The organism is Micromonospora sp. NBC_00858, from assembly GCF_045207365.1.
In the GTDB taxonomy this organism is placed as follows: Bacteria; Actinomycetota; Actinomycetes; order Mycobacteriales; family Micromonosporaceae; genus Micromonospora.
Genome location: NZ_CP108828.1, coordinates 1,647,851 through 1,670,790, shown reverse-complemented (window position 1 = coordinate 1,670,790; position 22,940 = coordinate 1,647,851). Strand labels below are relative to the sequence as shown.

Here is a 22,940-nt window from a genome sequence, read left to right as displayed (position 1 = left end):
TTACATGAACTACTGGTAGGATGTGAGGCATGGGTGAGGTGGTGAAGCGTGCGTACAAGTACCGCTTCTATCCGACCCCGCAGCAGGTTGAGCAGTTGAACCGCACTTTCGGGTGTGTGCGAAAGGTGTACAACCTGGCCTTGGATGCGCGGACCCGTGCGTGGGCCGTTGACCGGCAGCGCAGCACCTATGTGCAGTCGTCGGCGTGGCTGACGGAGTGGAAGCGCACCGAGGAGCTGACGTTTCTCAATGAGGTCAGTTCCGTGCCGTTGCAGCAGGCGCTGCGGCACCTGCAAGCCGGGTTCGCGGCGTTTTGGGGCAAGCGGTCGCGGTATCCGCGTTTCAAGTCCAAGCGTAAGTCCCGGGCGTCGGCGGAGTACACCCGCTCGGCGTTCCGCTGGCGTGACGGGCAGCTCACCCTGGCCAAGATGGACGCGCCGCTGACCATCGTGTGGTCCCGGGCACTGCCCGACGGCGCCGAGCCGTCCACGGTCACGGTGTCCCGTGACGCGGCCGGTCGGTGGTTCGTGTCCCTGCTGGTCGAGGATCCCACCGTGACACCGCTCCCGCCGGTCGACACGGCGGTAGGGGTGGACGCGGGCATCACCAGTCTGCTCACCCTGTCCACCGGGGAGAAGATCACCAACCCGCGTCATGAGCGCGCTGACCGGCGCAAGTTGGCCAAGGCGCAACGGAACCTGTCCCGTAAGGGCAAGGACTCCGCCAACCGGGCCAAGGCTCGGCTTGCGGTGGCCCGCATCCATGCCCGCATCGCCGATCGGCGGCGGGATCACCTGCACAAGCTGTCGACTCGACTCGTCCGCGAGAACCAAACGGTCGTGATCGAGGATCTCAGTGTGCGCACCATGCTGCGCAACCACAGTCTGGCCCGCGCCATTTCCGACGCGGCGTGGACGCAACTGCGCAGCATGATCGAGTACAAGGCCGCCTGGTATGGGCGGACCGTTATCGCCATCGACCGCTGGTATCCGAGCACGAAGACCTGCTCGGCATGCGGGCGGATCAACACAGCGATGACTCTCGGCGTTCGTGTCTGGACGTGTCCCGGCTGTGATGTCGTGCATGACCGAGACGTCAACGCCGCGAGGAACATTCTCGCCGCCGGGCTGGCGGAGAGGTAAAACGCCTGTGGAGGGCCGATAAGACCCGACCCGCGAAAGCGGTGAAGGCACGGCCCGGTGAAACAGGAACCCCCTCGGGCGACCGAGGGAATCCCCGCCCTTCAGGGCGGTGGAGTATGTCAACACCTCCTCGTCTGGCCCGAGAGTTCCCTGCAACGGCCCGACCGAAACGACTATCGCCGACGGACGTCAGCTCGCGTCGGGCAACCACGGCCCGAGCATGGTGGGATCGGCGACGGCCTTCTCCACCTCCGTACGCTCTTGCGCGGTCAACGTCAGCGCCTGGAGGCGGCTCCCCCAGTCGGGCACACGCTCCAGCTCATCCAGCGCGACCGACAGCTCGATCAGCCCGGCGAGCGCCAACGCCTGTTCGACCGCCGGTGCGTCGTCGCCGTGCCGGCGCAGGCCCGGGTTGAGTGCCCGGAACGCCGCCCGGTCGTCCATCTTGAACTCCCGTAGGATCCGGGCGTTGTCGAGCACTCGGGCCAGCCCCTGCAACTCCTTCGAACCGCCGTACTCCACCGCCGGCTCGTCCCGTTGGATAAAGGTGATGGTGTTGCCCGACGGGTCGACGATGCCGAAGCGGGACGCGCCGGCGCGGTAACGGGTGATCCTGGGCAGTCCCTTGGCGAGCACCTTGCCGTAGGTGCGGCGCATCGCCTCGGTGAACGCCGCGTGGTACGCCGCGACCTCGTCGACCATCACCAGGCAGCCGCCGCTGGTCTCCGCCGTCGGGTCCAGGTCGCTCGGCGCGCGATCGTAGTGCAGGTGGATACCGCTCCACCCGAAGGCCAGGTAGACGTACGGCTTGGTCTGTTCGTAGTGCACGTCGAACCCGAGCGCACGCCAGAACGCCAGGGTCGCCTCCGGCGACACGCAGTGCAGCAGTGGCACGATGGTCTCGTTGGGCTGGATCCGGTCCTCGTTGATCGTCATGGCCACTTCCGATCCCGTAGACAGGCCGGCCATTGTGCCAGCAGAGACGAGGGGCCATGACCTCGTTTCGTCTCCTACCCAGGGAGGAGACGGCGCTCCGACCTCCGGCCGCAACCGGGGCTCGCGGTCGGACGCGGCCACGGGGCTCGGTCGGGAGCATCTACAGGCATGACTATCGCTCTGCGCCGGGCGGCACACTGGCACCGCCCACTTATGGTTTTCGTCTACGCCATGGCGGTGCTCGCCGTCGTCTCCGCGGTCGGGATGCTCGTCGACTCGCGCGTCCTCACCGGAGTGCCGATCTGGCTCAAGCCGTTCAAGTTCGCCGTGTCCTTCGTGGTGTACGGCACGACCCTCGCCTGGATGCTGTCGCTGCTGCCGCGCCGCAGCCGGATCGCCGAGTGGGCGGCCACGGTCATCGTCGCGACATCGGTGATCGAGATGGTGGTGATCGTCGGGCAGGTCATCCGCGGTACGACCAGCCACTTCAACGACACGACCCCGCTGAACGCCGCCCTGTTCGGCGTGATGGGTGCGTCGATCATGGTGCTGTTCTTCGCACACTTCGTCATCGGGATCGTGGTGTTGCAACGGCGGATCCCCGATCGGATCGCCGCCCGCGCGGTCGGGTGGGGGCTCGGCCTGTCCCTGCTGGGCATGCTGGCGGCGGTACCGATGGTGCTGCCCGCCCAGGATCCGGGGATCGAGGGGATCAGCGGGGCGCACAGCGTCGGGGTCACGGACGGCGGGGCGGGGCTGCCACTGGTCGGCTGGAGCACCACCGGTGGCGATCTGCGGATCGGTCACTTCGTGGGGCTGCACGCCCTCCAGGCGCTGCCGATCCTGGCGATCCTGCTGAGCCGGTTCCTTGGCACGCGGCTGGACGAGCGCACCCGGGCACGGCTGGTGGTCGTGGCGGGCGCGGTGTACGGCGTGCTCACGGTGTTGTTGACTTGGCAGGCCCTGCGCGGTCAGCCGCTGCTGCGTCCGGACGCGCTCACGCTGGCGGCCGTCGCGGCCCTGGTGGTCGTGACCGCGACCGCCACCGGCCTGGTGGTGGCTCGTCGGCGCGGCCCGGAACTGGCGCTGGCCGCATGACCGCGACGCTGTTCACCCTGACGTTCGCGGTGGCCGCGCCGTTCTGGGCGCTGATGATCCTGCTGCCGCGCTGGTCGTGGACCGCCCGGATCATCTCCTCGCCGCTGATCGTGCTGCCGGTCGTGGTGATCTACGGCCTGCTGGTGATCCCGGCCTTCGGCGAGGTGCTGCCGGCCGTGACGTCGCCGACCCTGGACGGCGTGCGGGATCTGCTCGGCACCTCGGACGGCGCGGCGGTGGGCTGGGCGCACATGATCGCGTTCGATCTGTTCGTCGGGCGGTGGGCCTGGCTGGACAGCCGGGAACGGGGGGTACCGGCGCTGGTCATGGCTCCGGTGCTGGTGCTGACGATCCTGCTCGGGCCGCTCGGCTTGGCCGCCTACCTCGGGGTCCGGGCCAGGTGGCCACGGTCGGCGGTCGTCGCCCCAGCGCCGCAGCCCCTAGGCTGACCCCCGTGGGGTGGGCGGGACGGCTGTTCGACATGCGGAACACACTCGTGCGGATGGTGCTGCTCGACCTCAGCGGGGTGTGCTACCTGGCCTTCGGCACCCGGGCCGGGCCGACGCCGACGGTCACGCAGTGGGTCCTCGCGGTGGTCGCGTTCGCCGTGGCGCTGGTATTGCACCGTCGACCGCTGGCCAATCTGGTGGTGCAGGCCGGGCTGCTGGCGATCGCGATCCCGTTGATCGACGACTTCACGATCAACCAGGTGGGCGCCAGTTGGGCGTTGCTGGAAGTGACCATGCGGGTGCGTCGAGGACGCACCATCTGGCTCGCCGCCACGCTGCTGGCCGTGGTCGATCTGACCGACTCGATCGGTGACCCGCTCGGCCGGGTCGCCTCCGGCCTCGTCGGGCTGACCCCGGAGGTCGGCGTACCGCTGTTGCTCGGTCTGGTCATCCGGACCAACCGGGAGCTCAGCCGGCAGGCCGTGGAGCGGGCTGCGGCCGAGCAGCGCCGGCACGAGTCGGAGAGCCGCGCCGCGCGTGCCGACGAGCGGAGCGCCATCGCCCGCGAGCTGCACGACGTCGTCGCGCACCACGTGGCGTCGATGGTGCTGCGGGTCGGCGTGGCCCGGCACGTCCTCACCGACCTGGACCCCCGGGTGGGCCAGGTGTTCGACGACGTACACGGCACGGGGACCGCCGCCCTGGCGGAGCTGCGCCGGCTGGTCGCGGTCCTGCGCAACCCCGGTGGGGTACGCGGTGACGCCGCGCTGACCGCGATCGAGCCGTCGGCGCTGCCAGCGGCGCTCGGTGCGACCGTCGACCGGGCCCGCCAGGCCGGAGTCACCGTGGAGGCCGAGTTCGACCCGGCGATCGGTTCGCTCGACGCGGTGCGCGGCCTGGCCGTGCTACGCCTGACCCAGGAGGCGCTGACCAACGTGGCCAAGCACGCCGGGACGTCCGCGCTGGCACGCCTGGTGGTTGCGGTCCGGGACGGGGCCGTGCACTGGGAGGTATCGGACAATGGGCGCGGCGGGGTGCCGGCGGTGCCGCCCGGTGGCGGTCACGGCATCACCGGCATGCGCGAACGCGTCGAGGTCCTCGGCGGCCAGTTGGAGGCGGGCCCGACCGACACGGGGTGGCGGGTGCGTACCGTCCTCCCGGCCGTGCCGGCCGCGTCCGCCGCCGGACCGTCGGCCGTGTCGGTGCCCCGGGACCGCGAGGCACCTGCCGGGTCGCCCGCGCCGGAGGCGGCGTGATCCGCGTCCTGCTGGTCGACGACCAGCACCTCATCCGCGCGGGCCTGCGGATGCTCTGCGATGCCCAACCCGACATCGAGGTGGTCGGGGAGGCCGACAGTGGCCGCGACGCGATCCCGCTCGCCGCGCGACTCGTCCCCGACGTCGTCGTGATGGACCTGCGCATGCCCGGTGTCGACGGGATCACCGCGACCAGCCGCATCCTCGCCGACCGCCCCGCCACCCGCGTCCTGGTGCTGACCACGTTCGGTGACGACGACCACCTCTACGCCGCCCTGACCGCTGGCGCCTGCGGGTTTCTGCTCAAGGACGCACCCCCCGCCGAGCTGCTGGACGGCATCCGCCGGGCCGCCGTGGGTGACAGCCCGTTCAGCCCGGAGGTGCTGCAACGCCTGGTCCAGCGCGCGGTGCACGCCCGTGCCGAGACGCCGCGGCCGGTGCAGGGACTGACCGCCCGCGAACAGGACGTGTTGAACCTCGTCGCCGAGGGCCTGTCCAACACCGAGATCGCCGACCGGCTCCACATCGGTGTCACCACGGTCAAGACGCACATCACCAACCTGATGACGAAGACCGACAGTCCCAATCGGGTCCGCCTGGCCCTGTTCGCCCGCGGGGCCTGACCCGTGTTCGCGCTCGGTGGACGGCTATGACCTCATTCGCGAGGACACGGCGATGACGAGCACCAGCGGCACGATCAGCAGCGCCGGCGCCAGTACCGGTAGGTGCAGGGCGACCAGGGCACCGACCGCGGCACCGGTCATCAGGGCCAGCAGGACCTGGGCCTTGGGCCGCAGGCTGCGCCACGGGCTGCGCGCGGCGACGCCGGCGATCAGACTCGTGAGGGTCCCGGTCAGATACGTGGAGGACAGGCCCGGTACGCCGAACCGTTGGATCGCACTGCTCTGCACGCCCAGCGCCGCCGCCGACAGCATCAGGAGCGCGAGATGGACGTGCTCGTCGTGGGTGGGAAGGCTGATCTCCCAGACGACGAGGAACACGACGAACACCACGAGCTCCAGGACGAGCGCCCAGGTGACCCGTCGCGGCCAGACGGGATCGTCCGGCCGGGCCGAGCCGACGACGCGGGCGCCCGCGAGGACGCCGACGATGAAGCTGACGATGGCGCAGCCGGAGGTCAGGGCGAGTTCGGCCTCGCCCCGGCCCGCCGAGAGTCCGAGGAGGACCATGTTGCCGGTCATGACGCTGGCGAAGGCTCCGCCGAGGGCGAGGAAGCCGATGGCGTCGGCACTTCCGGTCAGGAAGGTGAGCACGACGACGAGGGCCTGCCGCCGCCGCAGGAGGTGCTGGCTGTCCTGCGCCGCGGCGCGGGGGTGAATGACGCGGGGCGCTGTGCTCGACACTGTCGGCCACCTCCATAGATTGTTCTTCGTATACACTTTGTCCCGACAGATCACGGAAAGGCGATCAGGTTGGCTGAAGACCTGCGGGACAAGCTCGGCGCTCAACACCTACCGCTACGCGACCAGGTCCTCGCCGCACTGCGGACCGCCATCATCGACGGCGACTACCTCCCCGGAGAGCGGCTGACCGAGGACCGGTTGGCCGAGGACTTCGGCGTCTCCCGCAACCCCGTCCGCGAGGCGTTGCGCGTCGCGGAGGCGGAGGGCTTCGTGGTGATCCTCCCCCGCCGTGGGGCAGTCGTCGCCTCGCCCAGCAGCGGGACCATCGGGGACATGTTCGCCGTCCGCGAGCGCCTGGAGACACTGGCCGCCCGGCTGGCGGCCGAGCGGGCGAGCGCGGCCGACGTGGCGGCCCTGCGCGCGCTGCTCGACCAGGGCCGCGAGGCGACCGAGCGGCATGACCTGCCCCGGGTCGCCGAGCTGAACAGCGCTCTGCACCTGCGTATCCTCCAGATCAGCGGAAACCCCTGGCTGTCGTCGATCGCCAAGTCGCTGTACCTCCATGTCCAGTGGGTCTTCCGGCTGGGTGCGGCGGAACGCGCTCCACACTCGTGGGCCGAGCACATCCAGCTGGTCGACGCCATCGAGTCAGGTGACGGCGACCGCGCCGAGCGGGCCGCACTCGACCATCTCGACGCCGCATCCGCGGCCGCCTACGAGAACGCCGAAGGCGGATACGGATCGGCCCACTAACGGCCGCACGCGTAGCCCTGCATGCCCCGGGGGTTCGCTCCGGCGGCGAGCACGCCCGTGTCCGGATCGCGGGTCACGGCGCAGAGCCGGCCGAGGCTCCACGCGTCGGACAGTCGCACCTCGTGCCCGTACGCCCGCAGCGCCGCCAGCGTGTCCTCGTCGAGCCGGTCCTCCACCACCAGGACGCCGGGCTCCATGTCGCGCGGGTAGAACGACCCCGGCAGGCTGACGGTGTGCCACGCGGGCGCGTCGATGGCCTCCTGCAGGGACTGGCCGCCGACGAGATGCCGAAGCAGGAACGGCAGCTGCCACTGGTCCTGCTGGTCCCCGCCGGGTGTGCCGCACGCCAGTACCGGCTCCCCGTCGCGGTGCACCATGGTCGGGCTCAACGTCGTACGCGGTCGCCGACCCGGGGCGAGCGACGAGGCGAGGCCCTCCTCCAGCCAGAACATCTGCAGCCGACTGCCCAGCGGGAAGCCGAGCTCCGGAATGGTGGGCGAACTCTGCAACCAGCCGCCACTCGGGGTAGCGGAGATCATGTTGCCCCAGCGGTCGACCACGTCCACATGGCAGGTGTCACCGCGGGTCACCCCGTCCGACTGCACCGTCGGCTCCCCCGTCGTGGGATCCGTCGGGGCGGTCGGACGCCCGGCACCCGGTCGGACGTGCGCCGGCAGGCGGGGTTCCGCCCCGTCGGGACGCCCCGGCCGCAGCTCCGCTGACGCTCGGGAGCCGATCAGGGCGGCCCGCTCCCGCGCGTACTCCCGGGAGAGCAGCGCCTTGGCGGGCACGTCGCCGCCGTCGCCGAACCAGGCCTCGCGGTCGGCAAAGGCGAGCTTGAGCGCCTCGACCTGGGCGTGGATGCCGGTCGCGGTCGCCGGGTCGTACGCGCCGGGGTCGTCGAGCGCGTCGAGGACGGACAGCGTCTCCAGCAGCACCGGCCCCTGGCCCCAGAAACCGGTCTTCGCCACCGAGTAGCCGTGCCAGTCCAGGGTGGCCGGTTCCTCCCAGGTCGCCGAGTAGCCGGCCAGGTCGGCGCCGGTGACGAGACCGGCGTGGGGACTTCCGCTGGAGTCCTGGAACGGCTGCCGGCTGAACTGCTCGATCGCCTCGGCGACGAACCCCGTACTCCAGGCCCGACGAGCGGCCTCGATCTGTGCCTCCCGGTCGGTGCCGGCGGCCTGCCCGGCCTCGACCAGTCGTCGCAGGGTCCGCGCGTACGCCGGGTTGGCAAACATCTCCCCCGCCGCCGGTGGCCTGCCGTCGCGCAGCCAGAGCTGCGCGGAGGTGGGCCAGTGCTCCTCGAACAGGGACCGCACGGCCGCCACGGTGTCACCGACCCTGCCCACCAGCGGGTGGCCGGCACCGGCGTAGCCGATCGCCGGCTCCAGCACCTCCTCAAGGGAGAGCGTGCCGTGCTCGCGCAGCAGGAGGAGCCAGGCGTCCACTGCGCCGGGTACGGCCGCCGCGAGCGGGCCGGATCCGGGGATGAGGTCCATCCCGAGGGACCGGAAGTGCGCGATGGTGGCACCGGCCGGCGCCGGCCCCTGCCCGCACAGCACCTTCGGGTTCGGGTCCTGGGCGGTCGCCACGATGGCCGGCACCTCGCCGCCGGGGCCGTTGAGGTGTGGTTCGACGACGTGCAACACGAACCCGGCGGTGACCGCGGCGTCGAAGGCGTTCCCGCCGCGTTCGAGGATGCCCATGGCGGACTGGCTGGCGAGCCAGTGCGTCGAGGACACCATGCCGAAGGTGCCCTGGAGCGTCGGTCTGGTGGTGAACGTCATGACAACACCTCACTCGTATCTGCGGCCCGGACGTCAGGCCCGGTGCCGTCCGGCTGGACCATGACCGTGCAGAAGACAGCGACCGCGGCCACGGCGGCCCGGAGCGGACGGCGGCGGGGCAGGCTCGTTTCCCTGAAGGTGAGGTTCGTCATCGGGAGCTCCTCGAGTGGGCGATCCCGGGGAGCGTATGTTGTATACGATGACCGCCGCAAGACCCTTGGAGGGCTCTCGAACGCCCGGTCATCGTGGACAAAACCCGGGCCCGCCTCAGCCGGCGGGACGCGCCCCGGCGCGGGCCGGGCCATCCCGCACCAGGCTGACCAGGACGACCAACGCGAGCACCGCCACCACCGCACTGAAGAGCTCGGCAGCGGCACGCAGACCGGTCACCTGGATCAGCAGGCCGACACCGACCGCCGGCACGCCGAGCATGGCGAACAGGATGGCGAAGAAGGTCGACACCACTTCGGCCTGGCCTTCCGGCGCGGTCTTCATCGTGATCGTGGTGATGCCGTCGCCGACCGCGACCCCGGCCGCGACACCGGTGATCGTCGAGCCGATCAGCAGGGTCACCAGCACCGCCATCCACATGCTGAACGCGAGCAGGCCGGCCGCCACGATCAGGCCAGCGCAGGCGCAGGCCAGCGCGGTACGTGAGGACAGAACACGGGTCAGTAGCTGACCGAACGCGGCACCGGCGAAGGCCAGGAAGACCACCAGCGCGGCCAGGGTGTGCGACTCCTCGTGCAGGACCATGCCGAGAAACAATCCGCTCACCGCCGTGAGCACTCCGAGTGCGGCGAAGCCCGCGCCGGCGGTGGTCGCGGAACGGACGAAGTCGCCGCGGATGTTCGGCGGTACGCGTAACCGCTGAGGTCGCAGGGTCAGCGGGGAACGCTGCGCCACCGTCTCCGGCACCCCGATCATCGCGATGATCCCGACCACCGCCAGGACCAGCACGATGACCCAGGGCAGCCGGAGCGGCTCGGGCGCCACGTCCGACACGATTCCGGCCAGCAGGGTGCCGGTGGCGAGACCACCCAGGTTGGCGAAGATCGCCACGGTGGCGGCCCGCCTGGGATGCCGCGGATCCTTGATCAGCTCTGCCAGCGCCGCGGTCGCCGCCCCGATGACCAGTGCGGCGGAGAGACCGGCGAGCACGCGGCCCACGACGAGCATCGCCAGGTCCACGGCGGCCAGGAACACGGCGTCGGCGGCGACGGAGAGAACCAGTGCGGTGAGGATGACCGGCCGACGGCCGATCTGGTCCGAGAGGCGGCCGAAGATCAGCAGACCGACGACCACGCCAAGCGCGTACACCGCGTAGATCACGGTCACGGTCAACGACGAGAAACCGAACTCCATCTCGTAGAGCGGGTAGAGCGGGGTCGGCACGGTGGTTCCCACGAGCGTGATCCAGAACGCGAAGGCGACCCGTACGGCGCCTGACGTGGAACCGGACCGCGCCGTTCCGCCATCGGCCTGGCTGGCGTTGGACATGACCAGTCCCCCCCGGGCTCAAACCCCTGCTGCGGGCCGGCGCCGCCCGCACCCTCCCGTCGCGGCTGCTGTCCCTGTGTGCAGCATGGCCGCGGCCCTCGGCCGAGGTGCGGTAACAGCCCTAAACGCCCTCATCAGGTGGTGCGCTCGGGCTCACGACCGACGGGGTCGGTCGTGCAGGGCGGCCCGCAGCGCCGGCCCGAAGACGCGCCGGACGTCGGCCGGGGACAGCCCACCGATCGAACGGATCGGGTTCAGGTACCGCGTGAAGATCAGCCCACCCAGCACGCCGACCGCGGCGGTGGCGCGTTGCGTCGCGTCGGGCCCGCCGAGAAATTCAGCGATGCGGAGGCGCAGCTCACCGTCCAGGTAGTCACGCAGGGCGCGCATTGTGTCGTCGTCCTGCACCGCCATCCGGTTCTCGGCTGGCACGGTGGCGTCCCACAGGCCGGTGACCGAGTCGAGCAGGCGGTCGGCCAGGCCGGCCTGGTCACCCCGCAGGGCCTGGTCGAGAGCGGCGGGCTCGACGCACAGCAGGTTCAGCGACTGGCTGAAGAGGCCCTGCTTGGAGCCGAAGTGGTAGCTGATGAGCGCCGAGTCGACGTCAGCGGCCGCGGCGATCGCCCGGACCGTCGTGCCCGGATAACCGTGCTTCAGGAACAGCTCGCGCGCGGCCTCGGCGATGCGGGCCTTGGTATCGGGGTTGCCTCGAGGTCGACCCCGGGTTTTATTCAACACGATTGAATAATGCGCCTCTCCGGTGGCACGGTCAACGTCGTCAACCCCGCAACGAGGAGTGAGCACATGCGCACTGTCGTCTTTGGCGCCACCGGCCCCACCGGCCGCCAGATCATCGAGCAGGCCCTGGCCGCCGGCCACGAGGTCGTCGCGGTCACCCGCCGCCCGCACAACGTCCAGCCCCGCGCCGGCCTCGCCGTCGTCAGCGCCGACGTCGCGGACCTGGACGCCGTCCACCGGGCCGTCGCCGGCAGCGATGCCGTCCTGTCCAGCCTGGGTGTCCCGCTCACCCCGAGGCCGATCACCGTGTACTCACGGGGCAACGCGAACATCGTGGCCGCGATGCACCGACACGGGGTGAAGCGCCTTGTCACAGTCAGCTCCAGCGTCATGGATCCAACGTGGCGACCGACCGGCGAGTTCTTCTTCAACAACGTGCTGGATCCGCTGTTCAACCGCAGGGTGGGCCGCACCGCGCACGAGGACATGCGTCGCATGGAGTCGCTCGTACGCGACAGCGACCTGGACTGGACCATCGTCCGGCCGTCCGGGCTGTTCGACCACCCGGCCGCCACGCGCTACCACGTGGCCGAGAACGTCGCGGACGGCCTGTTCACGGCACGTGCGGATCTGGCGGCGAGCATGGTGGCGCAGTTGACCGACGACCGTTTCGTCCGGCGGGCGATGGCGGTGATCACCACCGAGGTGCGGCCGAGTATCGCGGGTCTGATCTGGCGCGAGGCCGTCATGAGGAAGAAGTGACGCACCAGCCCGCGTCCTGGCCCGCCGCCCGACGGTTGCGAGGGCCCGTCGTCCCGCTTGCCGTGCTGGTCGCGCACGGCCAGCCGGACCAGCGCGCCGACCGTGCGGTCCTGGTTGCGGACCGTCGTGCCGCCTCAACCGGCGGTCGACGTCCGCCGTGCGCCGGGAGGCCACAGCACGGTCGTCGGGATGTGGCGCTGCCGCGCCCAGCCCACGGTCCGGTCGGTCGCCGCTTCGTGGCAGCCGGTCTCCCCGTCCCAGACAGCCACCACCCGGTGCACCCGGCGGAGCAGCTCCCGGTTCGCCGCCACGTAGGCCGCCGTGCCGGAGTGCCGGCATCCGGTGTGGACGACCTCGGCCGCCTGGTCGAGCAGCTCGTCGAAGGCGGCGCGGCCGGCTGCGGGAATCGCCCGGTCACGGTAGTCGGGAGCCGGCAGGACCACTTCGTACGTGCCTCCGGTGGCGAGCACCGCCCGCGCGAAGATCTGGTCGGCGCCGGTGGCCAGGCAGGTGACGCCCCGCACCGGCCGCTCGCTGATCCGTCGCAGCTCGGTACGGAGTGCGTCGTAGACGAGCCGCTCGGTGGCGGGGGTCAGGTTGGTGTGCCCGGTGATCCCCACCCGGACCGGCGCAGGGTCCAAGGTCATCAGACAATCCTCTCCCCCGAGGCGTCGCCCGACGCGCGCGGGGAGCCTTCCGGGCCACCGGCCTGGCGGGGCGGCCCCGGCGGGCCGGTCGGGTCGGGGGTCAGCCGGATCATCTCGAACCCGGCGTCGGACAACACCTCCGGCAGCGCCCGGATCTCGTCCCGGTTCGTCTCCTGGACGTCCCACGGCAGCTCGTCCCACGGTCGTAGCGCGGGGTGCCGGCGGCGGGTGTCGTCCCGCGGCTCGCCGTACACCCAGCCCTCCCCCCGCCGTTCCCGGCACCACCGTTCGTGTTCCAGTTGGGCCAGTTCGTCGATCCGGTCGTCGATGGCCCGGACGGCGTCCGGGTCCGCCGCCCCGGCGGTGGGGCCGTGCCGGGGCGCCACCACGCAGCCGAGGCTCAACAGCTTGGCGGCGATGTCCTGCACGTGGGCACGGTTGGCCCGGCGTAGCGACTCGGGAAGCCGTGCCCAGTCCACCATGGCGGGTGTGTCGCCCCGGCGCACCCCGGCGCGCTCCTGCGACTGGAGGTACTTGTCGTGGATCTGCCGGGCCAGCCGTTCGGTGAGGTCCTCGGCGATCAACTCGGCGTCACAGGCCCGGGTCAGCACCGGATAGAGCTGGAGCCGGCCGTGCACCTCGTCGAGCAGGTCGTGCCGGCGGTCGCCGTGGAACGCGGCGGCGAGCGCCGCCTGCCGGTACACGGGTACGAACACCGTGCTCTCCGCCCGCTGCCAGAGTTCGGGGTTGTCCAGCGCCAACTGGAGCCCGTTGCGCTCGTCCACGGCGCAGACGTAGAGCCGGTCGTAGCCGCGGCGCAGCATTCCCGAGTCGACCAGACCGTCGAGGTCCAGGTCGTACGCCCGCACCTCGCAGGCGGTGGGCAGGAAGGGGTGGCGGGTGGTCGCCAGCGCGAGCTCAGCGGTCGCGTCCGGGGCCACCAGGTCGACGTGCAGGGGTGGCACGGGCCGACCGGCCGGCGCTTCGGCCTGGCGCAGTTGCCAGTGCCGTGCGGTGGCCACGAGCGCGGCCCGACGGAAGCTGCCCCGACCAGCGATGAGGATCCGGACCGGGCGTCCCGTCGTCGTGGGCAGGGGATGGTGCCGGTACAGGGCCCGGGCGGCCACGTCGTCGACGTGGAAGTAGTCCAGCCGCAGCCGACTGGAGCCGGCGGCGCCCAGTCGTCGGGCCTGCAACGACAGGCACATCTCGGGGTCATGGACCTGCACGTAGACCCGGGCCGGCTGCCGTCGGTCCTGGATCAGCCGGCTCGCGGCGTTGGCGATGGCATGGTTGCGGTCGTCGTCGTCCGTGCAGGCGTAGACCGTGCGGGCGTGCGGCAGGCCGGCGCCGCGCAGCACCTCAGGGCTGGTCGGGTCGCCGGTGACCCCGAGGTAGCGGTGCCGGCGGTACTCCAGTGGCCCGAACGGCTCGGCGCGCACCACGACCACCCGCTCGCCCTCGCTGAAGAGCCGGTCGGCGAGCATGTGGGCGAACTGCGAGTCGCCGCAGACAACGGCGTGCCCCCTGGCCCGGCGGGCGCGCAGTCGCCGGATCTCGGCCGCCAGCAGCAGCCGGCTGGCCTCCACGACCGCGAGGAGGGTGAACAGCGGGGCGGCGAACCGGGCGACCTGCAACTGCCACGGGTACGGGCCGGGCTCCTGCAGCGGCTCCGCGCCGAGCACGAAGAGCTGGAGGTCGTAGTAGATCACGTCGTACAGGTCGTGGCCGGTGTCCGGCTCGGCCCGCAGCAGCCGCTCGAAGCCGATGAAGCCGAGCACCAGCGCGAGCAGTCCGATCACCGCGAAGACCGCCCGCAGTGACCGTCCGGCCGGGCGGTACGCACCGGGGACCGGACCCGTCATCGACCAACTCCCTCGTCCGCGGGACCGTCTTCGCACCAGTGTCGCCGGCCGGCGGCCGGGTGCCCACCGACCGCCCGGACCGTTCCCGGTGATCACGCGGGATCGGTCCATCCCGAATCGTATTCGACGCAGTCGATCCGACCGGACCAGCGGCACCCCGGCTGATCGGCCCTTTTTGCAGGTGAGCGCCGCAGTCTGCGGCTGCGTACCGGTCCCCTCCGGTGGCTACCGAGGGCTACGATTGCAAGACGGGCCGGAGGGGGCGCACGAGCGGGTCGGCCTCGGGTCCCCCGACACCTGGCGCCCAGGCCGGAGCTACCGGAGGATCAGGGAGATGGACGCACTCGGAGGTCCACCGGCGGTAGGCCCGGTCAATCCCTTCTCACCGACCGCCGTGGCCCGGGTTACGGAGGACGGCACGGGCGGCAGCACGGTGATCACCGCTGCCATCCGCGACGCGACCGCCCAACTCGACGACTACCTGCGCACCGGCGACGGTGCCGTCGTCGCCGTCGTCGGTGACTACGGCACCGGCAAGACCCACCTCGCTGTCGAGTTGCTCGCCCATACCCGGCGGGTCACCGGAGCCGCCGGGCGGGCGATCTACCTGGACGCGCCGGGCGACACGTTCCTGTCACTGCACCGGCGGTTCCTCACCCTGCTGTCCCGCGACGTGGTGCGCGACCTGCTGACCCGGTACCGGACGGACCCGGCGGGCCGCACCACCTCGACGGATCTGCTCGTCCTGCGGCTGCGCGAGGAGCTCGCGGAGGTCACCACCGACCCGGCCTTCGGCACCGCGCTGGCGATGCTGCTCGACCCGGCCACCGAGGCGGCCGCCTGGGACTGGTTGTCGGGTCACCCGCCGGGGCCGGCGCTGGTCGCCGCCGGCGTGACCCCCAGCGCGGACGTGGAGGCCACCGCCGTCGAGGCGATGGGGGTGCTGGCCCTGCTGCACGGCCGGCGGCACGAACGTTTCGTCCTGGTCCTCGACGAGCTGGACAAGATCCTCACCGCGGGCGGCCGGCCCGGGCAGGAGACGATGGCCCGCCTACAGCGGCTGCTCGGCGTGTTCACCTCCGCCGGGGCCTTCCTGGTGATCGCCGGGCTGCCCGACATGCTCCATCTGCTCAGCACCGACGTGCGGCAGCGGATCGGGCCGATCGTGCGGATGTCGGCGCTGAGCGGTGCGGACGTCCGCACCTTCATCCGGCAGACCCAACTACGGGCGCTCGGTGAGGCGCGGCTCGCACCCTTCACCGTGGAGACCACCGAATACCTGGCCAACCTCGCTGACGGGGTGCCCCGGCGGGTGATCCGGCTCTGCTACCACCTCTTCCAGCGCGCCGCCCAGGCCGGTACGCCGGTCACCCACGTCATGGTCCGTGAGGTGGTCCGGGTCCAGTTTGACCTGGCCAACCGGCAGGACGTCGCCGCCGACGTACGGCGGGTGCTCACTCAGGACGGCTGGTCGTACCAGCGGGACCATCTGGTCGGGTCGATGCGCGACCTCCCGGTGGACTTCTGGATACCCCTGGAGGAACGCAACGCCGGCTGTTGCGTGCTGCTCACCGAGTCGGTCCTCAAGTCCGAGGAGGTCGACGAGCTCAACCGGCGGGTCGTCGCGATCCGGGCGGCGGTCCCGGACAGCGAGGTCGTCCTCGTCGTCGTCGGCCACCTGCCCGCGGAGTTCGCCGCGGACCTCGCCGGCACGTTCAGCGTCGAACCGATCGTCCACGATCCGCAGTCGTTCGCCGAGGATCTCTCCGGCAGCGTCAAGGCCCTGATGCGCCGGCTGGAGCAGGCGATCGGCGCGGACGCCCTGACCTCGGTACGGCAGCGGGTCGAACGGATCCACCGGCAGCAGAGCAACACCCAGCGCTCCATCGAGCAGCTGTCGTACCAGCTCGACGAGATCCGGGGCGAGCTGCGCCAGGACCTGGCCGGCCCGGCGGGACGGCTGAGTGTCGTACCGGAGCGGCACGACGCGGCGACGGGGGTGACGTACCCGCTGCCGGGGCGGGTTGCCCGGGTCTTCGTCGAGGCCATCACGGCACTGGACCAGCTCACCGGTTTCGAGCGGCGGCTGCGGGACGCGTTCGCCCCGCACCGCGTGGCGACCGTCGCTGGCGCCGACGGCGGGCAGGCCCTGCGGTCGCTGCTGCGGTCCCGGGACGTGCAGCGCGCGGTCGGTACGTCGGTGGTCCTCCGCCGGTTGATAGAGGCGTTCCGGGAAGGGGCCGAGCAGTGGTACGCCGGCCACCGCGCGAATCCTCAGCCGACGGATCTGGAGCGGTTGGACCTGCTCTGCGAGACCTACGACGGGATCGCCGAGTACCTGCCGCTGTTCCAGTTGGACACCCTGAGCGGGCTGGCCAAGCCCGGCGCGGGTGGCGAGGACGGGGCAGACCCGGCCGATCGGTCGCGTACCTGGTCGCAGGCGCGGTCGGTCTTCGACGGGCTGGGTGGTCGGGTCCGTCAGTTGCTGCTGGCCGGCTGAGCGTCGCCGGTCGGGCTCAACGGTCCGCTTCCAGGGTGCGGGCCGGTGGGACCTCACGCATCCGGGGCGGCCCGGTCGGGTCGGCGTCCGGCCGGGGCGCGACCATTCCGGGACCGCCGGGGCGACGCCGGTCGAGCAGCGCGGTGGCCAGGGCGTGGATGACGTTGATGACCACGATGGCCGTCGCCACGATGCCCACCGTGCCGGGGAAGTCCCGTTCGAGGACGAGGGCGAGGATCACCGCGGTGATGCCGTTCTGCTGCCCCCAGGCGAGGTAGCGCCGGTCGGACGTGGGTAGGCCACGGGTGATCGGCACCGACACCACCAGTTGGGCCGCCACGGCCGCCAGGCCGAGCACCACGCCGGGGACGACGTCGACCCCCTGCACGAGCAACAGCCCGAGCAGGAAGGTGGCGACCAGGTACGCCGCCTGGGTGGACCGGCCGACGACCGGGCCGAGGCGGGGTCGGAAGAAGAGCCCGGCGATCGCCACGCCGAGCATGAGGAACTGCCAGGCGGCGAAGAGGACCAGCGCGACCAGCAGCGCCACGGCCAGCCAGTTGAGCGCCGACCGGACCCGAGGTCGCACCGGGCGGGGCCCGTCCTCCCGCAGGCCGGCGGCGCGCAGCAGCAGCCACAGCAGCCAGGCGCCCGCCGCGAAGGCGATGTTGGCGAACAGGTCAACCAGGAGCTCCAGCGGCCGATCGCTGATCGCGCCGGCGAGCGCGCCCCCGTCACCTCCGCTGAGGTCCAGGGCGAACGCGGAGACGTAGACGGTGAGCAGCACGGTGATCGGGTCGTCGAAGGACGCCCAGATCGACAGGATGGAGCGGGCGCGGGCCGAGGTGCGGTCGGGACGGCTCATGGCGGCCACCGCGAGCGGGTCGATCTGGGCGACGGCCACACCGAGGACCAGGAATGCGGGGTCGCGGAAGGCCAGCACCATCACCCCGGCGATGAGCGCGGCCTTGGCGACCACGCCCACCGTGACGGCCAGCAGCACGGTGCCCAGGTGGGCACGGACCTCGGCGAGGCTGATGTCCCGGGTGCTCCCGACCAGGCCCACCGCCAGCAGGACCGACGCGAGCAGGAGGTACTCGGGGGCGCGTTCGAGCCCGTCGATGTCGCCGGCCCAGGCCACCAGCAACCCGGCCAGGGCGGCGGCGACCACGGCCGCTGATCTCGCCAGTACGGTCACGGCCATCCAACCGACGCGTCGCTCCTGATTGATCCGAGGTGACGATACCGACGGCGGAGAACCACCTCAATCACGAACCACGTCGATCCCCCCGGACAATTCAGGCCGGCACCGCGAGTCGTCGGGCCACCGTCGCCATCTCCTCGTCCGCGCGGGCGACCAGGTCCTGGTCGAGGGTGACGCCGAACAGGTAGTCGTCCGAGGAGAGCCGGTAGTAGTAGATCGCGCCCATCTCCACGTCGAGGACCAGCCGGGTGACGTCTCCGGCGACGGCCCGGCGCAGGTCCCGACCCACCTGCAGGGCCAGCAGCGACAGGTCACCGGCGAGGCGCTGGTAGCGGTCCCGCCGATCGGCCACGGTGATGCCCCGGTTGAAGAACGGTTCCAGATCGGGGTGCTCAAGGATGTCGACCGCCGCGTGCTCACCCATCCGGTGGTGGCTCAGGTAGTGCAGGCCCGCGGGGCGCAGTGCGGCCGTGAGGGCCCCGTCGGGCGTGGACGACCCGGTCACGTGGGTCGGGAAGTCCTCCCCCGGCGCCGGGTCAGGTGTCGGTTCCCCGTCCGTGTCCGCGTTCCAGCCGCCGGGGTTCTGCGACCGCTGCCGCAGCAGCCGGCGCAGGTCGGTGGCGAGCTGCGAGGCTGCCCGGTCGACCACGCCGACCCGGCTCGGGTCGGCCACCGGCTCGGCGTCCGCCCCGGGTACGGCGGCGAAGCCGACCACGTGTTCGTTGCCCACCACAGAGTTGCAGAAGACGAGACCGGACCGGGTCTGCACGACCGTCCGGATCAGTGCCCCGGTGTGCAACTCCCCCAGCCGGCGGTGCAGCTCGCTGACCCGGTACACCAGTTGGGCGCCGACCCGGCGGTGCACCTCGCGGCGTTGCGACGGGTCGGCCTCGTCGCTTGGCGGCGGGGCGGACGGATGGGCGAACAGGTCCAGCGCGAAGTCGAGCACCCCGGTGGTGTAGTAGGCGACGTGGTAGACGCCGCAGCCGCTGAGCAGCAGTCCTCGGCAGAGGTCCCGCTTCTTGAGGAAACCCGGGACGTCCTGCTCGGCCGTCTCCTCGACCAGGGCGTCGTGCAGCTCCGGATCCGTCACCAGGTCACTCCCTCAGCTCTGCGGCACATCGATGTCGGTGTCGGTCAGCGCAGCGGCGGCGTTCGGGGCGTCGTCGCGCAGCGCCTGGATCGCGGCGAGGTTGGCGAGGGCGTCCCGCGTGACCGGGTGGCCACGGCCGAGATACTGCAGGGAGGTCACGCATGTTTCCTCCTGGACCGGCAGCGCGCTGTCGAGGTCCCCACGGGCGGCCAGGTTGCCGGCCTGGCCGGTCGTCGCCGCCAGCGTCCACGGGTGCGCGTCACCGAGCTTCGCCCGCAGCGAGCGCAGGCCGCGCTCGCCGTACCAGACGGCCTGGTCGAACTCCTTCGAGCCGCGCTGGAACAGGCCCAGGTTGACTGAGCAGATCGCGGTGAACGGGTGCCCCGACGCCAGCTTCCGCTCGTAACCGCGCAGGCACCGCATGGCGTGCTTGACGGCGATCCCGGCGTCGCCGGCGTGGTAGTAGTCGGCCGCCAGGCTGAGCAGGCTGCCCCGGGTGTGCGGGTGGTCCTCGCCGAGGTGCTCGACGTAGCCGCGGAACGTCTCGGTGCTGCGTTTCTTGGCCGGGATGGTCAGGCCGAGTCGGCGCTCGGTGACGGCGAGGCTGCGATTGACCCGCAGTTCGTCGAGGAGGCGGCCGGTGGGCAGCTCGTGGATGCGGGCGAGCGCCTCCCGCAGGGTGGCCAGCGACAGCTCGTACTCGCCGATCTCCCGCTCGCAGGTGCCGACCTGGCACGACGCCCGCCAGGTCCGCGGGTCCTCCGGGCCGAACAGCAGCATCCGGCGGTCCCGTTCCAGGCGGGCGAGCCGCAGGGCCTCCGGGGCGTCGCCGGTGAGCAGGAAGGAGATCCCGAGGTTGTTCATGGCCATCCGGGTGTTCGGGTGGTCGTCGCCGACCGTCTGGCGGAAGCCATTGAAGGTGGCCTGGTCCTCGACCAGGGCATCCTCGAAGCGGCCCAGGCCGCGCAGGTCACCGCCCCGGCCGCGACCGGCGATGAGGGTATGGAAGTGGCGCAGGCCGTAGCGGCGGCGCTGCTCGCTGAGCACCCGCTCGTCCAGCCGTAGCGCCTCCTGGTGGTTGCCCAGCGCCCGGTACAGGTTCGCGGTCTGGACGAAGAGCCGCATGGTCAACTGGTCGGTCTCGTCACCGCGGTCCCACCGTTCGCACGCCGCCGAGGCCAACAGCAGCGCCGAGCGCCAGGCATCGCTGTCGTTGGACAGGAACAGGTGGCGCACCTGCTTGACGACCCAGTGCCGGACCCGCCGGTCGTCGGACTCCAGCGCCCCGGCCGGTACGAGATGCCGTTGCAGCTCGTCGAAGACCGCCGCGTAGCGGTTGTCGTCGGCCTCCGGATCGGTCGGAGCGTAGCCGGCGAGGCCGTGCAGGAGCTGCCGGTGCCGCTCCCGCCGCTCCGGCTCAGGGATGGCCTCCCGGAGCAGGACCTGGATGGCGCGGTGCATCCGCAGTGCCGCACCGTGCCCCCAGTCGACGTCATAGAGCGCGAAGCGGGCGCCGACGGTGAGGACCAGGTCCACCTCGACGGCGTTGATCAGCAACTCGTCGGCGTCGGTGCCGGACGCGGCGGCGAGCTGGGTCAACATCGGAGTGGAACGCAGCAGCGGCAGCCCGATGCCCTCCGGCGAGAGGAAGGCGCTGAGCTCGGCCAGCCGGATGGCCAACTCACCGAAGGGCGTGGCGCGCAGCGCCTCCAGCGTGATCCTGAGGACCCGGGCCACGCTGGCGGTGTGCGACCCGGGGATCTGCTCGCCGAGGTCCTCGTCGGACTGTCCCTCCAGCGCGGCCAGCAACTCCCGAACACCCTGGCCCACGGCCTCCAGGCTGGGCACCCCGCCGTGCTCCAACCGTACGACGCGCTGCCGCATCCAGGCCGTGGCCAGGCGCAGCGCCAGCGGCAGGTGCTCCAGCGCCACCGCGATCGACCGGGCGTCCTCGGTGCCGATGCCGAGCACCCGGCGCAGCATCGCGACGCTCTCGTCGCCGGTGAAGGCGGCAACCTCCAGCGGTGAGGGCAGCCCGGAGGAACCGTCGTCCCGGGAAGTGATCAGGACGTGCCCGGCGCCGTCGTGCGGCAGCAGGCCGGTCAGCACATCGGCGTCGTCGGCGTTGTCGTAGATCAGCAGCCAGCGCGGGAAGGCACCGTCAGGTGCGGAGAGCGCCTCCAGGGCGGCCTCCGCAGCCCCGGTGCTGTCCACCGCGTTGATCTCGTCGGCGAGCGCGCCGAGCCCGTTCTGGACGGTCTCCCGGTCCTGGGCGGGGATCCACCAGACCACGTCGTAGTCGTAGGCGAAGCGATGCGCGAACTCCCGGGCCAGCTCGCTCTTGCCGACCCCCGCGCCGCCGGTCAGGGTCAACGGGCGGTCCTCGCTGGCGAGGTGGTCGCGCACCCGTTCCAGGTAGTCGTCCCGGCCGACGAAGGACGGGTTGCGGGGCGGCACGTTGAACCGCAGTCGCCGGTCGGCGTCCGCCGGGAAGCGCGCGACGTTGCGCAGGTCGCCGGCGGGTTGGGCGGAGGCGATCAGGCCGAGCTGGCTCAGCAGCAGCGACTGCGCCCGGATGGCGTCAGCCGCGCGCAGATCGATGACCCGCTCGGGGTCGAACCGCTCCCGCCACGCGTCGCCGGCCACCAGCACGCCGAGCACCTCCGCCGACTGGTCGGCGGACTCCGGACGCAGCCCGGACAGCTCCGCACCGGCCCGGTCGGCGAGATCCGGCGAGAGGACCGCCAGCACGGTGGCGTTCGGCCCGAAGTCGGGCTCCACGCCGGGGCGTACCGCCCACAGGTGGGGCCGGACCCCGGTGCGGCGCAGTTGCCCGCTGATCCAGTCCGCCCACGGCCGGTCGACCGGGTCGTACGCCACGGCGATGTCGCCGAGACTCTCCGCCGGCTCCAGGAGCACCGCATGCCGGTAGCGCTTGCGGATCCGCTCCGGCACCGGGGCCGCCCGGGTGACCTCACCCCCGGTGATCCACTCTGTGATCCGCTCGTACGCCGCCAGCGGGCTGCCCGCGTCGTCGGGCTCGTCGGCGAGCACCGACAACACGTCCTCGAAGGTGTCGTAGTTGCGCCCCGGCACCTCGACGATCCCCACCGCCGCGGGGTCGGGGGCGTCGGACGGCTTTTCGAGCAGCCGGGCGAAGGCCTGGCGGACGAAGTCGCGGGACTCCCCGCGCCAAGGCTCGGGGACCTCGTGCAGGGTTGGCGCGGCCAGCACCCGGATCCCGCCGGTGGCCCGCTGCCGCAGCTCCGCGGCGAGCCCGGCGGCCTGCTGCACCGCCGGCCGGCGAGGTGGCATGCACACCACCGCGACGTCGCTGAGCATCGCGCCGTGGGTGATCCCCGGCTCGGTCAGGTCGACCGGGGCGTCGATCAGGACGTAGTCGTACTCGGCCTGCTGGAGCAGCTGCCGGAGCCGGGCGGCATCGCCGGTGGGCGGGCCGGCGGCGGTGGCGCCGAGACCGACCATGGCGAACGTGGCGGTCGAGCCGGACACCGCGTACCGGTAGAGGGTGCCCTGCTCGGGCGCGGTCGGTGCGATCATCGTCGCGGGTGGCACCGGCGGCGCGTCCGGTGCGGGGGTGAGCACGGCGGCGAGGTCGTCGCCCAGCTCCCGGGCAGCCGGGACGGCGTCCACCTGGACTGGGCGCAGGAAGTCGTAGACCCGAGGGGTCTTCGGGCACCAGTCGACGGCGAGCACCTTCTTGCCGTTGCCGGCGAGGATCCAGGCGACGTTGGCCACCGCGCTGCTGCGGCCGGTGTCGTCGGCGGGCGACACGAACGAGACGATCGTGGCGATACCCGGTGTCGCATCCCTGCTGATGTTCAT

The 22,940-nt window shown here is 71.8% G+C and carries 19 protein-coding genes; 8 read left to right on the top strand and 11 right to left on the bottom strand.

Features of this window, described 5'->3' with window-relative positions:
• The first annotated feature begins 29 nt into the window (after nt 1-29).
• Nucleotides 30-1,142: an RNA-guided endonuclease InsQ/TnpB family protein gene (locus OG990_RS07910; RefSeq protein ID WP_406079588.1), complete on the top strand. Its 1,113-nt coding sequence runs from the start codon at nt 30-32 to the stop codon at nt 1,140-1,142.
• A gap of 189 nt (nt 1,143-1,331) precedes the next feature.
• Here the strand turns inward: OG990_RS07910 and OG990_RS07905 are convergent, their stop codons facing one another.
• Nucleotides 1,332-2,078, bottom strand: a complete 747-nt coding sequence (locus tag OG990_RS07905) for a glyoxalase (protein ID WP_406079587.1) — start codon at nt 2,076-2,078, stop codon at nt 1,332-1,334.
• A gap of 168 nt (nt 2,079-2,246) precedes the next feature.
• On the opposite strand from OG990_RS07905, the gene OG990_RS07900 reads away from it, so the two are divergent.
• Genes OG990_RS07900 through OG990_RS07885 form a run of 4 tightly spaced genes read left to right on the top strand, consistent with a single transcriptional unit; the run spans nt 2,247 to nt 5,504 of the window.
• Entirely contained in the window at nt 2,247-3,176 is a 930-nt protein-coding gene (locus OG990_RS07900; protein ID WP_406079586.1) for a hypothetical protein, read from the top strand.
• Nucleotides 3,173-3,625, top strand: a complete 453-nt coding sequence (locus tag OG990_RS07895; RefSeq protein WP_406079584.1) for an ABA4-like family protein — start codon at nt 3,173-3,175, stop codon at nt 3,623-3,625. The genes OG990_RS07900 and OG990_RS07895 overlap by 4 nt, the downstream gene beginning before the upstream one ends.
• A 32-nt stretch (nt 3,626-3,657) precedes the next feature.
• The gene (locus OG990_RS07890; protein WP_406079582.1) at nt 3,658-4,881 is read left to right on the top strand and encodes a sensor histidine kinase; all 1,224 of its coding nucleotides are present in this window, start codon (nt 3,658-3,660) and stop codon (nt 4,879-4,881) included.
• Entirely contained in the window at nt 4,878-5,504 is a 627-nt protein-coding gene (locus OG990_RS07885; RefSeq protein WP_406079581.1) for a response regulator, read from the top strand. The genes OG990_RS07890 and OG990_RS07885 overlap by 4 nt, the downstream gene beginning before the upstream one ends.
• 24 nt (nt 5,505-5,528) lie before the next feature.
• On the opposite strand, the gene OG990_RS07880 is transcribed toward OG990_RS07885, so the two are convergent.
• Nucleotides 5,529-6,245 carry a YoaK family protein gene (locus OG990_RS07880; RefSeq protein WP_406079580.1) on the bottom strand — a complete coding sequence of 239 codons (717 nt, stop codon included), beginning with the start codon at nt 6,243-6,245 and terminating at the stop codon, nt 5,529-5,531.
• A 69-nt stretch (nt 6,246-6,314) separates the two neighbouring features.
• Here OG990_RS07880 and OG990_RS07875 point away from each other — a divergent pair, with 69 nt between their 5' ends.
• Entirely contained in the window at nt 6,315-6,998 is a 684-nt protein-coding gene (locus OG990_RS07875) for a GntR family transcriptional regulator (protein WP_406079579.1), read from the top strand.
• On the opposite strand, the gene OG990_RS07870 is transcribed toward OG990_RS07875, so the two are convergent.
• From OG990_RS07870 to OG990_RS07855, 4 genes are all read right to left on the bottom strand, one after another.
• The gene (locus tag OG990_RS07870; RefSeq protein WP_406079577.1) at nt 6,995-8,785 is read right to left on the bottom strand and encodes a gamma-glutamyltransferase family protein; all 1,791 of its coding nucleotides are present in this window, start codon (nt 8,783-8,785) and stop codon (nt 6,995-6,997) included. The genes OG990_RS07875 and OG990_RS07870 overlap by 4 nt on opposite strands.
• Nucleotides 8,782-8,937: a hypothetical protein gene (locus tag OG990_RS07865; protein ID WP_406079576.1), complete on the bottom strand. Its 156-nt coding sequence runs from the start codon at nt 8,935-8,937 to the stop codon at nt 8,782-8,784. Before OG990_RS07865 ends, OG990_RS07870 begins: the two co-directional genes overlap by 4 nt.
• Nucleotides 8,938-9,052: 115 nt before the next feature.
• Entirely contained in the window at nt 9,053-10,285 is a 1,233-nt protein-coding gene (locus OG990_RS07860; protein WP_406079575.1) for an MFS transporter, read from the bottom strand.
• 153 nt (nt 10,286-10,438) lie between these two features.
• A complete protein-coding gene (locus OG990_RS07855; protein WP_406079574.1) occupies nt 10,439-11,023 on the bottom strand; it encodes a TetR family transcriptional regulator in 585 nt (194 codons plus the stop codon).
• 66 nt (nt 11,024-11,089) lie between these two features.
• Between OG990_RS07855 and OG990_RS07850 the strand changes: the two genes are divergently transcribed.
• On the top strand, nt 11,090-11,785 hold the full coding sequence (locus OG990_RS07850; RefSeq protein ID WP_406079573.1) for an NAD(P)-dependent oxidoreductase: 696 nt from the start codon (nt 11,090-11,092) through the stop codon (nt 11,783-11,785).
• 134 nt (nt 11,786-11,919) lie between these two features.
• On the opposite strand, the gene OG990_RS07845 is transcribed toward OG990_RS07850, so the two are convergent.
• Both OG990_RS07845 and OG990_RS07840 read right to left on the bottom strand, forming a co-directional pair.
• Nucleotides 11,920-12,432, bottom strand: coding sequence for a hypothetical protein (locus tag OG990_RS07845; protein ID WP_328415766.1), 513 nt, complete (start codon nt 12,430-12,432; stop codon nt 11,920-11,922).
• Complete coding sequence (locus tag OG990_RS07840; protein ID WP_406079572.1) at nt 12,432-14,297, bottom strand: RyR domain-containing protein; 1,866 nt, start codon at nt 14,295-14,297, stop codon at nt 12,432-12,434. Before OG990_RS07840 ends, OG990_RS07845 begins: the two co-directional genes overlap by 1 nt.
• A gap of 334 nt (nt 14,298-14,631) precedes the next feature.
• Here OG990_RS07840 and OG990_RS07835 point away from each other — a divergent pair, with 334 nt between their 5' ends.
• Nucleotides 14,632-16,797 (top strand): AAA family ATPase, encoded by a 2,166-nt coding sequence (locus OG990_RS07835; RefSeq protein WP_406079571.1) that lies wholly within the window; start codon nt 14,632-14,634, stop codon nt 16,795-16,797.
• A gap of 16 nt (nt 16,798-16,813) precedes the next feature.
• Here OG990_RS07835 and OG990_RS07830 read toward each other — a convergent pair whose 3' ends face one another.
• The 3 genes from OG990_RS07830 to fxsT all read right to left on the bottom strand — a co-directional run bounded on the left by OG990_RS07830 (nt 16,814) and on the right by fxsT (nt 22,940).
• A complete protein-coding gene (locus tag OG990_RS07830) occupies nt 16,814-17,995 on the bottom strand; it encodes a hypothetical protein (RefSeq protein WP_406079570.1) in 1,182 nt (393 codons plus the stop codon).
• Between the two features lie 100 nt (nt 17,996-18,095).
• Nucleotides 18,096-19,094 carry a hypothetical protein gene (locus OG990_RS07825; RefSeq protein ID WP_406079569.1) on the bottom strand — a complete coding sequence of 333 codons (999 nt, stop codon included), beginning with the start codon at nt 19,092-19,094 and terminating at the stop codon, nt 18,096-18,098.
• Nucleotides 19,095-19,106: 12 nt separating this feature from the next.
• A complete protein-coding gene (gene fxsT, locus OG990_RS07820; protein WP_406079568.1) occupies nt 19,107-22,940 on the bottom strand; it encodes an FxSxx-COOH system tetratricopeptide repeat protein in 3,834 nt (1,277 codons plus the stop codon).